The 13,702-nt window shown below is 49.8% G+C and carries 14 protein-coding genes; 4 read left to right on the forward strand and 10 right to left on the reverse strand.

Translation table 11 applies throughout. From position 1 onward, the window contains the following. Window positions 1-38 precede the first annotated feature (38 nt). Both IFO68_RS18120 and rimK read right to left on the reverse strand, forming a co-directional pair. On the reverse strand, window positions 39-1,082 hold the full coding sequence (locus tag IFO68_RS18120) for a succinylglutamate desuccinylase/aspartoacylase family protein (RefSeq protein ID WP_192017225.1): 1,044 nt from the start codon (window positions 1,080-1,082) through the stop codon (window positions 39-41). Continuing rightward, on the reverse strand, window positions 1,069-1,974 hold the full coding sequence (gene rimK / locus IFO68_RS18125) for a 30S ribosomal protein S6--L-glutamate ligase (RefSeq protein WP_192017226.1): 906 nt from the start codon (window positions 1,972-1,974) through the stop codon (window positions 1,069-1,071). The genes IFO68_RS18120 and rimK overlap by 14 nt, the downstream gene beginning before the upstream one ends. A 404-nt stretch (window positions 1,975-2,378) precedes the next feature. On the opposite strand from rimK, the gene IFO68_RS18130 reads away from it, so the two are divergent. Continuing rightward, window positions 2,379-3,356 carry a DUF3187 family protein gene (locus IFO68_RS18130; protein ID WP_192017227.1) on the forward strand — a complete coding sequence of 326 codons (978 nt, stop codon included), beginning with the start codon at window positions 2,379-2,381 and terminating at the stop codon, window positions 3,354-3,356. Here IFO68_RS18130 and IFO68_RS18135 read toward each other — a convergent pair. Beyond that, window positions 3,328-4,239 carry a LysR family transcriptional regulator gene (locus IFO68_RS18135; RefSeq protein WP_192017228.1) on the reverse strand — a complete coding sequence of 304 codons (912 nt, stop codon included), beginning with the start codon at window positions 4,237-4,239 and terminating at the stop codon, window positions 3,328-3,330. The genes IFO68_RS18130 and IFO68_RS18135 overlap by 29 nt on opposite strands. Window positions 4,240-4,403: 164 nt before the next feature. Between IFO68_RS18135 and IFO68_RS18140 the strand changes: the two genes are divergently transcribed. Both IFO68_RS18140 and IFO68_RS18145 read left to right on the forward strand, forming a co-directional pair. Beyond that, window positions 4,404-5,498, forward strand: a complete 1,095-nt coding sequence (locus IFO68_RS18140; protein ID WP_192017229.1) for an HlyD family secretion protein — start codon at window positions 4,404-4,406, stop codon at window positions 5,496-5,498. Continuing rightward, window positions 5,491-7,074 carry a DHA2 family efflux MFS transporter permease subunit gene (locus IFO68_RS18145; protein ID WP_192017230.1) on the forward strand — a complete coding sequence of 528 codons (1,584 nt, stop codon included), beginning with the start codon at window positions 5,491-5,493 and terminating at the stop codon, window positions 7,072-7,074. The genes IFO68_RS18140 and IFO68_RS18145 overlap by 8 nt, the downstream gene beginning before the upstream one ends. 86 nt (window positions 7,075-7,160) lie before the next feature. On the opposite strand, the gene IFO68_RS18150 is transcribed toward IFO68_RS18145, so the two are convergent. From IFO68_RS18150 to IFO68_RS18180, 7 genes are all read right to left on the reverse strand, one after another. Next, window positions 7,161-8,048, reverse strand: coding sequence for a hypothetical protein (locus tag IFO68_RS18150; protein WP_192017231.1), 888 nt, complete (start codon window positions 8,046-8,048; stop codon window positions 7,161-7,163). A gap of 21 nt (window positions 8,049-8,069) precedes the next feature. Next, window positions 8,070-8,960, reverse strand: a complete 891-nt coding sequence (locus IFO68_RS18155) for a succinate dehydrogenase/fumarate reductase transmembrane subunit (protein WP_192017232.1) — start codon at window positions 8,958-8,960, stop codon at window positions 8,070-8,072. Between the two features lie 6 nt (window positions 8,961-8,966). Then, window positions 8,967-9,305 carry a hypothetical protein gene (locus IFO68_RS18160; RefSeq protein WP_192017233.1) on the reverse strand — a complete coding sequence of 113 codons (339 nt, stop codon included), beginning with the start codon at window positions 9,303-9,305 and terminating at the stop codon, window positions 8,967-8,969. 33 nt (window positions 9,306-9,338) lie between these two features. Beyond that, window positions 9,339-9,830 (reverse strand): methylated-DNA--[protein]-cysteine S-methyltransferase, encoded by a 492-nt coding sequence (locus IFO68_RS18165; protein ID WP_192017234.1) that lies wholly within the window; start codon window positions 9,828-9,830, stop codon window positions 9,339-9,341. Further along, on the reverse strand, window positions 9,827-11,233 hold the full coding sequence (locus IFO68_RS18170; RefSeq protein ID WP_192017235.1) for a DNA-3-methyladenine glycosylase 2 family protein: 1,407 nt from the start codon (window positions 11,231-11,233) through the stop codon (window positions 9,827-9,829). The genes IFO68_RS18165 and IFO68_RS18170 overlap by 4 nt, the downstream gene beginning before the upstream one ends. Window positions 11,234-11,360: 127 nt before the next feature. After that, window positions 11,361-11,675: a YbjQ family protein gene (locus IFO68_RS18175; protein WP_027251258.1), complete on the reverse strand. Its 315-nt coding sequence runs from the start codon at window positions 11,673-11,675 to the stop codon at window positions 11,361-11,363. Between the two features lie 78 nt (window positions 11,676-11,753). After that, window positions 11,754-12,506, reverse strand: a complete 753-nt coding sequence (locus IFO68_RS18180) for a dienelactone hydrolase family protein (RefSeq protein ID WP_192017236.1) — start codon at window positions 12,504-12,506, stop codon at window positions 11,754-11,756. 438 nt (window positions 12,507-12,944) lie between these two features. Between IFO68_RS18180 and IFO68_RS18185 the strand changes: the two genes are divergently transcribed. Then, complete coding sequence (locus IFO68_RS18185; RefSeq protein WP_225445318.1) at window positions 12,945-13,277, forward strand: YegP family protein; 333 nt, start codon at window positions 12,945-12,947, stop codon at window positions 13,275-13,277. The last annotated feature ends 425 nt before the right edge of the window (window positions 13,278-13,702 follow it).

Raw genomic sequence — 13,702 nt, forward strand, 5'->3', positions numbered from 1 at the left:
CCGTGCGCAAAAATAAGAGTGGTTAGCTCAACATCCCATCAGGTGATATCAACTTCATCGCTGACTTCATCAAGAAACGATTCAATTTGTTGCTCGACTTCTGAACTTGCCCCTTTATTGAAATAAGCAAGGTGAAAAACCGCGTCCCCTTCATTGACCAACGGCAGCATTTGCTGGCCAATAACGATGCCGTCTCTGGGTGCAGCCATAGTGTCTTCACCATGGCCGAGCGGGGCACTGATATAGGCAAGCACCTGCCCTTTGGTTACCCGCTCACCGAGTGCCACCACACAGCGCACTATTCCGTTCTGCTCAGCCCTCACCCAACTGCTGGAGCGGGCGATAAAAGGCGATGCCTGCTCTTTTTTCCGGCTTACCCGGCGTATCATTCCCAGCATCCGCATGACACTCACTATCCCTTTCACCGCCGCAGCAATCACAAGCGGCTCAAACCGCAACGCTTCCCCGCCTTCGTAGGTGATAACCGGGATACCTGCCGCATCCGCTACCGCCCGTAGTGAGCCATCACGAATAGCGGCATCCAGAATCACAGGGGTGCCGAAAGCATGCGCCATTTCGGCACTTGCTTCATCGTCAAGATTTGCCCGCACCTGGGGCAGATTCCCTCTGTGAATCGCCCCTGTATGCAAGTCAATAATATGCGTACACTTTTTAACGACGTGTTCACTGAACTGGTAGGCCATACGGGCGGCCGTTGATCCACGTTCAGAGCCGGGAAAACACCGGTTGAGATCGCGTCGGTCAGGTAAATAGCGTGATTTATGAATAAATCCGAACACATTAACAACGGGAACAGCCACTAAAGTACCGTGCAATTTCAACGGATCCACTTTATTCAGCAGTTGCCTGACCGCTTCCACACCATTGAGCTCATCACCATGAATAGCAGCGCTGACCAGCAATACGGGCCCCTGATAGCGCCCGTTCACCACATGAACCGGAATGTGCAGAGGTGAATGGGTATATAGCTGAGCAGCTTCTAAATCTATGGTGGCTGATTGTCCTGGCGGCACTTCGGTGCCAATAAATTCGATGACTTTGTTTAATCTAGCCTTTGCCACTGGTGCGCGTCCTCTGCGGTTTTGCGGTTGATTCTATGTATTTGATTATCATACCCGCGATATCCTTACCAGTCGCTTGTTCAATCCCTTCCAAACCTGGGGAGGAGTTCACTTCCATCACCAGCGGCCCGCGCTGAGAACGCAGCAAATCCACACCGGCTACGCGCAGCCCCATCACCTTAGCGGCAAGCACTGCCGTCTTACGTTCTTCCGGAGTAATCCTGATCAATGACGCCGAACCGCCCCGGTGTAAATTCGATCTGAACTCCCCTTCAGCGCCCTGGCGCTTCATCGCGGCGATCACTTTATCGCCGATCACGAAACAGCGGATATCCGCGCCGCCGGCTTCTTTGATGTATTCCTGCACCATAATGTTCGCTTTCAGGCCCAGAAAAGCTTCAATCACACTTTCTGCCGCCTTGCGGGTTTCGGCCAGTACCACACCTATCCCTTGCGTCCCTTCCAGCAGTTTGATCACCACAGGTGCGCCGCCCACCATTTCAAGCAAATCGCCAATGTCGTCCGGTTTACTGGCAAAGCCGGTTATAGGCATCCCGACCCCTTTGCGCGACAGCAATTGCAGTGAACGTAACTTATCCCGTGAGCGCGTAATCGCCACAGATTCATTGACAGGAAAAACGCCCATCATTTCAAACTGGCGCAATACCGCACAGCCATAGAAAGTGACCGAGGCGCCGATGCGCGGAATAATCGCATCCAAACCAGATAAATCCTGACCTTTGGAATGGATGGAAGGCTGGTCGGAATTGATGTTCATGTAGCAGCGCAGCGCATCAATGACCTGTGCCTCGTGCCCACGCTCACGGCAGGCTTCAATCAGACGACGGGTTGAGTACAGCTTTGAATTACGGGAAAGGATACCAATTTTCATTGTCACTCCAAAAAATGCATAAACAGGTATTGCACGTCAGAATGGAACAACCGGGACAACAACTTAGAGTGCCAACCGGTACACTAGCATGCTGCTCAAAAACTCGAAAAACACTCATGACTGAGTGCCTGCTTCTATAGTCTCAGTGTAGTCAATCAGATAGCGTTCAGCGTTCTCCGCCTGAGGGTTGCAATTGTGAGGCAAATTGCACACAAGACTTAACTTATACTGCTCTTATCGCAAGTAAATTTAATCCTGACTTTATCTGATGACTGTATCTATCTCATGACTAAATTTATCCCATGACTATAGTGACAGATTGGTTATATTGCACAACAGCTTAGCGGTATACGATAGCAATCAGGCACGATAAAAAACGGATTATCCGGCACCCGGAGAAATGAATGATATGCTTTCAGTATCCGGCAGTAACAGGCACTCTCGTCATTGGCTTGTCTATTTGGCACACAGCCTTCGCAGCGCCGCCAAGTCCGCAGGATTTCGGGCCGCTGAAAACCTATGCCCAATCGCCCCTCCAGTCCAACAGCCTGAGCCCGCAGCTCAGGAGCGGCTTTGCGTTACCCGAAGAGTCACTGGAATTTTACGCCACGGCGGCCACGGCCAGTATCTGGGCAGAAACCCCTGAGTACCGGGCCGACTACTATCAGTCGACGTTCAGCACCGGATTAATGTGGCAAGTCACAGCCGGCTGGCAACTGGAGCTGGACGCCAGCTGGCGAATTGCTCTGGACAGCCACTTAGATAACCTGACGTTTGGTTTTCATAACCTGTTCGGCATAAGCCTGAACGGCCGTGAGGATGTGCCCAGGCACAGCTTTGATATTTCTATCCCTGAATACGGGGTGGAGTATTCAGATTTCAAAGGCGAAACGCTGACACGAACACTGACCCTGTACAGCGGCTGGCAGATACTGGATCGCCCAAGGGAAGCCCTTTCTATCGGCGCCTCCCTGTATTACAACTATGTAGACTCCGGCCCGTTCCATAACCATAACCTGGAGCAGGCTTTACAGCTTAATTACAGCTATCACCTGGACCGCCATCGCTTTCACGCCATGTTTGGCGGAGTTTATCGCCATAATCCGGCGGCACTCATTCCTTATAACACGCTGACCTATGCTGCAGCTGCAGGCTGGCAGTATCAGTTCAATGGCCCTCACAGAGTGTTGCTGGAATACCATTTTTACGAAGGTGTGTCAGAAGCCACCTCGGCCCTGTCACAAGCCTCAAACGAGATTCTGGCAGGATACCGCTACCATTTTCCCACCAGCGTGCTGGAGCTGGTCCTCACTGAAAATGTATTCAATATGGATAACAGCCCGGATGTGGCGATTACTCTTGGCTATCGGCAACGCTGGTGATCACTTCAAAGCGCTCAAGCAAGTAATCAATAAACAGACGAAGCCGGTTCGGTATCAAATCCCGCTGCGGGTAAACAAAGCTGATCGGCACAACCGGCGACACCCAGCCTGGCAGTATCTGTATCAGTTCACCACGGTCAATGTGTTCCCGACAGATAAACTCCGGCAACAAGGCAATACCCAGTCCGTCCAGGCAGGCTGACATTGCCGAGGTGATAGTGTTCACCATGAAACGGTACGGCAGTTCAATCTGCACCTGATGTCCATCTTTTTCCAGTGCCCAATGCGGTATCTTCACGGCATTGTAGATCTTGATCTGATGATGAGGTGCAACCAAGTCTACAGGCGACTCAATGTTTCCGTTCAGCGCGAGATAGTCAGGGCTGGCAACCAGGATCCGCCGCGACGAATGAAACGGTCTTGCCACCATACCGGAATCGTTAATGTCGCCCACCCGCACATGCAGATCGATCCCTTCAGCAATCAGATCAACTTCCCGGTTACTCAATTCAAGGTGCAGGCTGACATGCGGATACTGTTTCAAAAACGCGTTGATGCTCTTGCCAAACACTTTCTGGCCGACCTCGACTGGCATCACCACATTCAGCCTGCCTCTGATCAAATCCTGATTTGCCGTCACTTCAAGCTCAGCCTGGCTCGCAATTTCGACCACCTGACGGCACGACTGATAAAACGCTTCCCCTTCATGGGTCAGCACCAGATTGCGGGTGCTGCGGGTAAGCAGGCGCACCGCCAGATCTTTCTCCAAATCCGCTATTTTCCTGCTGATTGTCGATTTCGTAATGTCCATCGCCTCAGCGGCCTGCGTAAAACTCCCGCATTCGACCACCTGAGCGAACATCACCATTGCATTTAAATCCATACCACTACCCATTAATCAGAAAGCTGTCAGCAACAATGCGACCCGCAACATCACCATTAGTGAAAAATCCGCAACAGTGTTTTCGATTTTTCCTATCTAATAAACCAATTCATAATTTTTTACAATTCATGCCCCAAACATAAATCACAACAATACGAATTCTCATGACCGAGCAAGCCTCAAAAACATCTTCACGCCTTCCTCTTATTGCAACGCTGACGCTGGGTCTTATCGCCGTGTCGGTGGGAAGTTACTGGTACGGCTACGGCCGCTATTTTGAAACCACAGACAATGCCTATTTACAGGGTGAGATCACCAACATCAGCCCCAAAGTGGCCGGCTATATCCAGGCAACCTATGTCAGCGATAACGACAGAGTCGAAGCAGGGCAACTGCTGGCCACCATTGACGATCGTGACTATCAGGCCGCGCTGGAAAAGGCCAAGGCCAACCTGGTTGTGACACAAGCTGCAGTCGCCCACCTTAATGCCCAGTTTGCGCTGCAGAAAACCGTGATTCGCCAGTCGGCCAGCCAGGTCAGCTCGGCGCAGGCAGAGCTGGAACGTGCAACGCAGCAAGACAGCCGCGCCCGTTCCCTGCTGGCAAAAAACTATTCGTCTCAGGATGAAGTCGACGATGCCAGCTCACACCTGAAAGTCAGTGCTGCCGAACTAGAAGCCGCAAAGGCCAGCCTGCAGGCGGCAAAAGATCAGCTTCTGGTCCTGAACAGCCAGAAAGGTCAGGCGGAAGCTTCGGTACAGGAAGCCATGGTGCAGGTCAAACAGGCGGAGCTCGATCTCAGTTACACCCGTATTTATGCCCCGGTTGACGGTATTGTCGGCAAACGCAGCCTGAGGATCGGACTGTATGTCCAGCCGGGCATGCCGCTGCTCAGTCTGGTGCCTACCCGGGAAGTCTGGATTGAAGCCAATTTTAAAGAAACTCAGCTTGCCAGTATTCATCAGGGACAACATGTGGAATTTGAGCTGGATGCCTATCCGGGCCAGACTCTGGACGGTGTTGTCGACAGCTTTTCGCCCGCCACCGGGGCAAAGTTTGCCTTACTGCCGCCCGAGAATGCCACGGGCAACTTCACCAAAATTGTTCAGCGGGTGCCGGTCAAAATTGTGATCCCACACCCTGAGCAGCTCGCCGGTCAGCTACTGCCGGGCCTGTCTGTGGTTGCGACCATAGATACCCGCTCACAGTCAGCGCAGGGAGCTGAAACACTGGCAAGTGTTGAGGTCGCTCATGAGTGAACAGGCCCTGCCTCAGACAAATCCAGCCCTTGATCAGCGCTCCGAGAATGACGTCCCGCTCCGGCACTGGATTGCCCTGCTGGGCGGAATGCTGGGCGCGTTTATGGCGATCCTTGATATTCAGATCACCAACTCATCCCTGAAAGATATTCAGGGCGCGCTGTCCGCCACCCTGGATGAAAGCTCGTGGATTTCCACCTCGTATCTGGTCGCGGAAATGATCGCAATTCCCCTGAGCGGATGGTTATCAACGGCACTGGGGGCACGCCGCTACCTGATTGGCACAACGGTGATTTTCACTGTGTCTTCGCTGCTGTGCTCCATCGCCTGGAGTATGAGTTCAATGATTGCCTTTCGCGCTATGCAGGGCTTCAGTGGCGGCGCGCTGATTCCAATGGCGTTTTCACTGGTGGTCCAGCTGTTACCGATTCATAAACGGGCTATAGGTATGGCGATGTTCGGCGTCACGGCCACTTTCGCGCCGTCTATCGGCCCGACTCTGGGTGGCTGGCTGACCGAGCATCTGTCGTGGCATTACATTTTTTACATCAACCTGCCTCCGGCTTTGCTGATGCTGGCCATGCTTCGCTATGGTCTGGATGATCAGCCAATGAATATCAGCAGCCTGAAAAATGCCGACTGGGCTGGCATCGCGACCATGGCGGTCGGCTTAGGCTGTCTGGAAGTCATGCTGGAAGAAGGAAACCGAGAGGAGTGGTTCAGTTCGCACTTTATCATAGGGCTAACCGTTATCGCCGTTCTGAGCTTAGTGGCGTTCGTTATCAATGAACTGCGGCATCCCAGACCCCTGGTGAACCTGAGGTTGCTCACTAATCCGCACTTTGCAATGTCAGGGCTGGCTTATCTGATCCTGGGCATGGCACTGCTGGGTTCCATTTTTGTTCTGCCCATGTATCTGACGCAGATCCATCAGTACAACGCGCTGGAGATCGGGAAAGTACTGATGTGGATGGGGTTTCCTCAATTATTGCTTTTCCCTCTGATCCCCAAACTGACGCAAGTTGTTAAGCCCAAGTTTCTGGTGGCATTTGGTTTCATCATGTTCGGCATCAGCTGTTATGTGAATACCCATATGAATCAGGATTTTGGCGGACAGCAGATGATACTGTCGATGTTACTGAGAGCCATTGGCAGCCCCTTTATCATTGTGCCGCTGTCGCTGGTCGCGATGCAGACCATACAAAAGCACCAGACACCGGATGCCTCGACCATCACCAATGTGTTACGTAACCTGGGCGGCGCTTTCAGCATCGCACTGATAGCCACCATGCTGGACAACAAAGCGCGGGAACATCTGGCTCACATCAAGGCAAGCTTACCCAGCGTCAGTAATGACGCGTGGCATCAACTGGCACAGCAAGCCGGGCATTATCTGCAACAGGGTACAGATCCAACAACCGCGATGCTGAAAGCCAAAGCCAGCCTGGCACAAAGCATGCAAACCGACGCCTACATCATGGCGTATAACGATGTGTTCATGATGATGACAGGCTTCCTGGTCTTTGCCGCCATTTTGGTGCTGTCTTTACCGGATGCAGAGCCGGCTAAGGGTTGATCCATTAAAGCTGAGACAACATGTTGGTATCATGTGCGCCTTGTCAATTTGTTCACTGACAGGGCGCTTTTCAATGAAGAAAACGATTAACTGCATTGCTCAGCATCACGATGCGGCGAGGTTTGTGCGACTAAGTCTTTAATCTCCTGAGGTGGCACATATTCATACAGTTCATCAAAAATATCTTTTTTATCACTCGGTATCTGACCATAAGGATATAAACCATTAATCATAGAGATAATTTTATCTTTGTCCCCTTGTTGACAGTATATCTGTGTCGAAAAAAACTTATATTCCTTAAACTCAATCTCATTATCTTCTGTTTCTGAGAATTTCATAAAGCGATGAAATAATAAGAAGAGATCCCTTGGTTCATCAGAATCATCATGCTCTCTTAAGAAAAAGATATCATCATACGTACTGATGCGCTGTAACAGCATGTACTTGTCTAAATTTGCTCCGCTCAATACCAACCAGGTCACACCCAGCCCGGCAAAGCCCGCTAGCGCCGACGGTCCAATGATAAATACAGCAGCCAGTGAACCAACAGCGGCAACAGCCAGCAACTTTCTGAGGATAGCGTTACCTGTTTTTGATGAATGAACATGACTTTCAGTAATCAGACCATAACGGCTTAAAATGTAGTGATGACGGAACCTGGGAAATAAAGTAATTTTTCCTACCGTTAAACTTATAAATATAACACCACCAAGCATGAACCAAGTAAAACCATCGGTGATTGCTTTCATAACATCAAATGATTCACCAATTAAAATGAGAAAAAATATAATCAAATTTAACATTATTGTCATCAATGCCACATAATATTTACGCCGACTCGGATAAGGCTGTTGAAAAGCTATCACTTCCCATTCAATTTTATCCGGATCCGAATTTATTTTTTCATATAGATTTTTAACCTCGGTTTCTGTTGGTACACTTGCTTTAACGTCTGGCCTGATGAAAGCATCCATGCTCAAGTCCCTACCCAACAATTAACTGTATTTCTCTATATCATCTCGATACGGTGAGGTCTGTGTTTCTAGATCCATGATTTCCTGAGGTGGTAAAAACCTCGCTGCCCCTTTAAATAAGTCCTTCTTATCACTTGGGATTTTCCCATAAGGGAAAAACTCATTAAATTTATTCATAATTTTTTGTTTGTCACCTTGTAAGCAATAAATGTCGGTTGATGTAACCTTATATTGCTCTAATTCAATAACGGACTCTTCAGGCTCTTCGAATATATATCCACGATGATAAATTAAAAAATAGTCTCTTGATTCATCATGATCATCATGCTCCCTTAAGAAAAATATCTCATCATGCGTACTAATACATTGCGACAACAAATACTTATCTAGATTCGTTCCGCTCAATACCAGCCAGGTCACACCCAGCCCGGCAAACCCTACTAGTGCAGACGGACCAATGATAAATACCGCCGCCAGTGAACCAACAGCGGCAACAGCCAGCAACTTTCTTAGGATAGCATTGCCTATTTTTGATGAATGAACATGATCTTCAGTAATAAGGCCATAACGGCTTAAAATGTAGTGATGGCGAAACCTGGGAAATAAAGTAATTTTCCCTACTGTTAAACTTATAAATATCACACCACCAAGCATGAACCAAGTAAAACCATCGGTGATAGCTTTCATAACATCAAATGATTCACCAATTAAAATGAGAAAAAATATAATCAAATTTAACATTAACGTCATCAACATCACATAATATTTACGCCGACTCGGATAAGGCTGTTGAAAAGCGACCACTTCCCATTCAATTTTATCCGGATCCGAGTTTATTTTTTCATATAGTTCTTTAACTTCAGTTTCAGTTGGTACCTGAACTTTCGTTGTTGGTCTGCTAACCTGTTCCATTTCTCTTTAACCTTCTATAAAAATACGACTCTCTGGTACAGAAACGGGCAACTGTTCCCTGTTCATACAAGGCTTTTGCTTCATCGTAGGTGTACTGGTGGTCATCCCAGAACATGGAATGCCGGGGTGGGTAAGGAAAAATTGGATCTGCCATACTGACGCTCGTCTTGATTTAATGCTGTTTAATTCAGGGATTCCAGCAATTTTCGCGCCAATAACCAGCGCTTTATAAATCAGTATGTTACCGGATTGGCAAGACCAAACTTGCCAAGAAGTTGGAAAATTTTCTCGTTTTTTGAACCAGACATGCAGTTCATTGAATAAAAAGCCGCGTAAAAACAACATAAGGGGCGAGCACCGCCCCATTTACATTGTAAATTATGCCTTGATACTTAATCCTTCATGCTCAAGCAGCCAGCGTTTTTTATCCACCCCGCCGGCATAACCTGTCAGGGTACCGGAGCGGCCGATAATCCGGTGGCAAGGCACCACTATGGGTATCGGGTTCTTACCATTTGCGGCGCCCACGGCACGGACGGCTTTAGGCCGGGCGATTTGCAGCGCAACATCTGAATAAGAGCAGGTGACACCAAAAGGCACATCCGTGAGTGCCTGCCAGACCTCGCGCTGAAAAGCGGTGCCCGGCATGGAAAGAGGTAAGTCAAAGTGCTTGCGCTGACCGGCGAAATACTCGTTCAGTTGCTGCACACCCAACTCGGTGACGTCGTTACTGACATCGTCAGGGGCGGGCTGTGCGTCGAACTCAATGGTCGTGATGGCCTGATGATCGGCGACCACGGCCAGCCAGCCAATCGGTGTATCAATCCGTTGCCGGAATCGCTGGACAGCCCGCGTCGTGGTTGAGGTCATAACAAACTCCATAGATACAAAGTGAGATAACTGCGCCAGGGTGCGGCGGCCGTTTCATGAACCGGTTTTTCCAGCGCTGCCAGCGCTTTCTTCACCCCTAGATCACCGGAAAGAAAGATATCCGGATCGCTGTGGCCCCGCATGCGCATGTAATGGACCGTCCAGGGGCCAATCCCGGGCAGCGCCAGCATTTCTTTCTCAGGGGCGTCCATACCGAGCGGGTGTGTCTGGGCAAAACCGGCCAGATTTTTCAGGGTTTCCCTGCGTTTCTGTGGCATACCAAGTTGTTGTAAATCCATCTCAAGCACCTGAGCTGGCGTGGGGAAATACTTGAGATCCTCGCCGCTGTCCGGATTCAGCGTGACCAGTTTTTCCACCAGGTTCCGCGCCGCTTTCACCGATACCTGTTGCCCCAATACCGCACGCATACCGGCTTCAAACGGACTCCAGATACCGGGCAGGCGTATGCCTGCATCCGGTTGTGAGGCAGGCATGGACAGGGTCGCCTGACAAATCGCGTTTGCGATACGCTCACTGTCTGCGTCCAGGTCTAAGCAGCGACGGATGTTTCGGATCACAGGTATCAGCCCACTGAGGTTATCAATCTGAATATCTACATCGAAACAGCATTTTTCAGGGCAGTGAGTTGCAGTAAAGTGTCCCTGATAATGTCCCGTCGCATCACCTGTACGCGAATAAAAAGTGCGGCCGTAGCTGTTTTCTGTTTGCCACTCCAGCCCGGGAATAAGCCGGGCGGCATAAAAACCCTGCACCTGTCGCCAGTCGTAAGGCGGCCGGTAGGCCAGTTGCAGGCGAATGCCCTGCCCCGCCCCTTGTTCGGCTCTACCCTGTTTACGCAATTGGGAAGGTGAAAGCGAAAATTGCTTCTGAAAACAGTCGTTGAACCGGCGCACGCTGTGAAAACCACTGGCAAACGCCACTTCTGTGACGGGCAACCGGGTTTCATGCAGGAGTTTTTTTGCCATCAGGCATTGCTGATACAGGCTGTAAGCTTTGGGAGAAAGCCCTGTGGCCTGGGTCACCAACTGACGCAGATAACGGTCGCTCACGCCCAGGCGAGCCGCAAGATACTCGGTGGACTGAGACATCAATGCCCCTTCATCCAGCAGTGACAAAGCACGCTGCACTGTCGCCCCGGTTCCCAGCCATGCCGGGGAACCAGGAGCACTGTCCGGACGGCAGCGCAGGCAAGGGCGGTAGCCAGCCTGAGCCGCTTCAATAGCGGTGCGGTAGTATTCCACATTCACTTCTTTTGGTGCAGGCGCAGGGCATACCGAACGGCAGTATATGCCGGTGGTTTTCACCGCAGTAAAAAACAGCCCGTCATAACGGGGATCTTTGGCCAGTCTGGCCTGCTGACACTGGGTTGGCGATAAACTCATACACTCAGCCTGTATTACGCAGACGCAATTTCGTAAATCACGCCACTCTTCATCCATGCGCTAAGTGTACGCCTCTGGCCGGGCAAAACTAGCCAGAATCGGAACTCAATAGGAAGGTAAAACGAGATCAGCTCAGCCTGACCGCTGTGCCGTACACCAAAATCTCAGATGCCCCTTGCATGATAGTGCTGGTTGTAAAGCGCATATTCACAATGGCATCCGCTCCCATATGTTCAGCCTCAGCGATGGCTCTGTGCAAGGCCTCTTCACGGGCCTCCACCAGCATTTGAGTATAACCACGGATTTCCCCACCAAAAATGGATTTGAAGCCCGCCATAATATCGCGGCCGACATGCTTGGATTGCACTACGCTGCCACTGACAGTCCCCAGTACTTCTTTAATGGGACGATGTGCCACATCCGGTGTTGTTACACATAACATAGAAAGCCCTCAATCGGCGGGGCAGAACATTCTGCCCCATTATTGTTATTTCACAGAAATTAATTTAAGAGCAATAAGTTACCGCTGTTCACTCAGGTATTCCAGAAAACGTTGCCAGGATTTTTTATCGGCGTCTTCACGGTAACGTTCCGATCCGAAAACAGTGAAAGCATGAGGTGCTCCGCTGTAAACTATCATCTCATTGTCAATGCCTGCGCCTTCGAGCGTTTTATTCAAATTGACAAAATCCTCCATAGTCACCGAGGTGTCGGCCGCGCCATGGAACACCAGTACATTGCCTTTCGTCTGGCTGTAATTCTGGCCTTCCGGTGTATCGAGGCCACCGTGGAAACTGACAAAGCCTTTCATGTCTGCCCCGGAGCGGGCCAGCTCTAATACTGCGGTGCCACCGAAACAATATCCCATTGCCACCGCATTTGCGGTATTGCCGCCAATCTGCCTGGCTTGTGCAATCGCCCCTTGCATCAGACTGCGCATTTTATCGCGGTTCTGATATAGCTCGCCGGTCAGCTTCCTCCGGTCTTCCACTTTCTCCGGACGAACACCGGCACCAAACAAGTCAGCCGCGAACACCGCATACCCTTTATCTGCCAGCATCTGCGCCCGTTTAACTTCATAATCGGTCAGGCCATCCCAATCATGAATCATCAATACCAGCGGCGCATCTTTGGCCGGTGAAATGTAGTAACCCTCGTACTCAGCGCCATCTACTTTATAACGCACTGCTTTGCCTTCATCGGCAACCGCAACCGGTGCCATAAGTACACCTGCCAGTATCGCTGCGGTTCCCAGCACTGCCGTTAATTTCATGCGACTATCCTCATCTTGTTGAAAAACGACTGATTACAAGTGTAGAACAAGTATAAAAACCCGCTAATCGATACACTTAGAGAACCGGAAAAGCCAATATTACGCTTACCCTCAATACCCTTACTCAACCGATGAAATAATCGCCGACTACGGCACCCGTCATCCCCAAAGTTACCCACTGTTTTTGTGGATAAACTTTTTTCTTCTTTCCAAAACAGTCGTTTAAAAAATGCAAATGCCTTTTACGTCAAAATTATGAATCTTTTTTTGCCGGAGAATGTACTAAAGAGTATCGGCTTCAGCGATCCAAAAGCAGTGCCGCGCATAAGCCCTTTCAGTTGACAATTCGAAACGGACTTGTTTACGACAAATATCACTCTTTTTTGTGAAAACAGGACTAATCTTTATCTAAATTCACGACACAACAAGGAGTTGGACATGGGCAGTTATGAGCTGAAAAAAGCAAAAAATGATCAGATTTATTTTGTACTGAAGGCGGCGAATGGCGAGGTTATCCTCAAAAGTGAAATGTATACCACCAAGGCGGCAGCCAATAACGGGATCAAGTCTGTTCAGACGAATTCTCCCAATGCTGAGCAGTACGAACTAAAAGAAGCCGCAAACGGTCAATTCCACTTCAATCTCAAGGCCAAGAACCACCAGGTTATTGGCAGCAGTGAGATGTACAAATCCAAGTCCGGTGCTGACAACGGTATAAAGTCGGTACAGAAGAATGGGCCAAGCGACAAGATCAAAGATCTCACTATCTGAACCCCGAAGATCTGGGACTTTACTCCGTCATCTCCATTGGCGGGTGCGAATGGAGATGACCCTTTTCATGGCTTTGGCACGACACTTTTTCATTTTTTTCTGTTCGCCCGCGCCTGCTGCCACCAGCATCGTGACATTTCAAGAACTGCGATTTCTCGCCTATAGTGCGCATGGCCCGCGCGACTCATTGTGTTCTTGTTTGAAGACAAGTGAAAACAGGTATTTGATGGCAATTTCCAGCCATAACGCGCAAAAGAAAAGCCGCACGTTGCGTGCGGCTTGTGTACTCTTTTACTACCTTCAGTCTACCTACTCAGCACACTGAGGGCCTTTCTTAACGCGGGCTTCGCCACTCATTACGTTGAGTATGCCGTACTCGATAATCGTCATTCATTTCAATCGAGCATTCTGGTTATTTGGCGAAG

The sequence above is a fragment of the Photobacterium arenosum genome, from assembly GCF_014841115.1.
Lineage (GTDB): Bacteria > Pseudomonadota > Gammaproteobacteria > Enterobacterales > Vibrionaceae > Photobacterium > Photobacterium arenosum.

What these genes read in the sequence shown, in the direction of transcription:
- rimK (WP_192017226.1), bottom strand. Translation starts at nt 1,974, where the DNA reads ATGAAAATTGGTATCCTTTCCCGTAATTCAAAGCTGTACTCAACCCGT.
- IFO68_RS18130 (WP_192017227.1), top strand. Translation starts at nt 2,379, where the DNA reads ATGATATGCTTTCAGTATCCGGCAGTAACAGGCACTCTCGTCATTGGC.
- IFO68_RS18135 (WP_192017228.1), bottom strand. Translation starts at nt 4,239, where the DNA reads ATGGATTTAAATGCAATGGTGATGTTCGCTCAGGTGGTCGAATGCGGG.
- IFO68_RS18140 (WP_192017229.1), top strand. Translation starts at nt 4,404, where the DNA reads ATGACCGAGCAAGCCTCAAAAACATCTTCACGCCTTCCTCTTATTGCA.
- IFO68_RS18145 (WP_192017230.1), top strand. Translation starts at nt 5,491, where the DNA reads ATGAGTGAACAGGCCCTGCCTCAGACAAATCCAGCCCTTGATCAGCGC.
- IFO68_RS18150 (WP_192017231.1), bottom strand. Translation starts at nt 8,048, where the DNA reads ATGGATGCTTTCATCAGGCCAGACGTTAAAGCAAGTGTACCAACAGAA.
- IFO68_RS18155 (WP_192017232.1), bottom strand. Translation starts at nt 8,960, where the DNA reads ATGGAACAGGTTAGCAGACCAACAACGAAAGTTCAGGTACCAACTGAA.
- IFO68_RS18160 (WP_192017233.1), bottom strand. Translation starts at nt 9,305, where the DNA reads ATGTTGTTTTTACGCGGCTTTTTATTCAATGAACTGCATGTCTGGTTC.
- IFO68_RS18165 (WP_192017234.1), bottom strand. Translation starts at nt 9,830, where the DNA reads ATGACCTCAACCACGACGCGGGCTGTCCAGCGATTCCGGCAACGGATT.
- IFO68_RS18170 (WP_192017235.1), bottom strand. Translation starts at nt 11,233, where the DNA reads ATGAGTTTATCGCCAACCCAGTGTCAGCAGGCCAGACTGGCCAAAGAT.
- IFO68_RS18175 (WP_027251258.1), bottom strand. Translation starts at nt 11,675, where the DNA reads ATGTTATGTGTAACAACACCGGATGTGGCACATCGTCCCATTAAAGAA.
- IFO68_RS18180 (WP_192017236.1), bottom strand. Translation starts at nt 12,506, where the DNA reads ATGAAATTAACGGCAGTGCTGGGAACCGCAGCGATACTGGCAGGTGTA.
- IFO68_RS18185 (WP_225445318.1), top strand. Translation starts at nt 12,945, where the DNA reads ATGGGCAGTTATGAGCTGAAAAAAGCAAAAAATGATCAGATTTATTTT.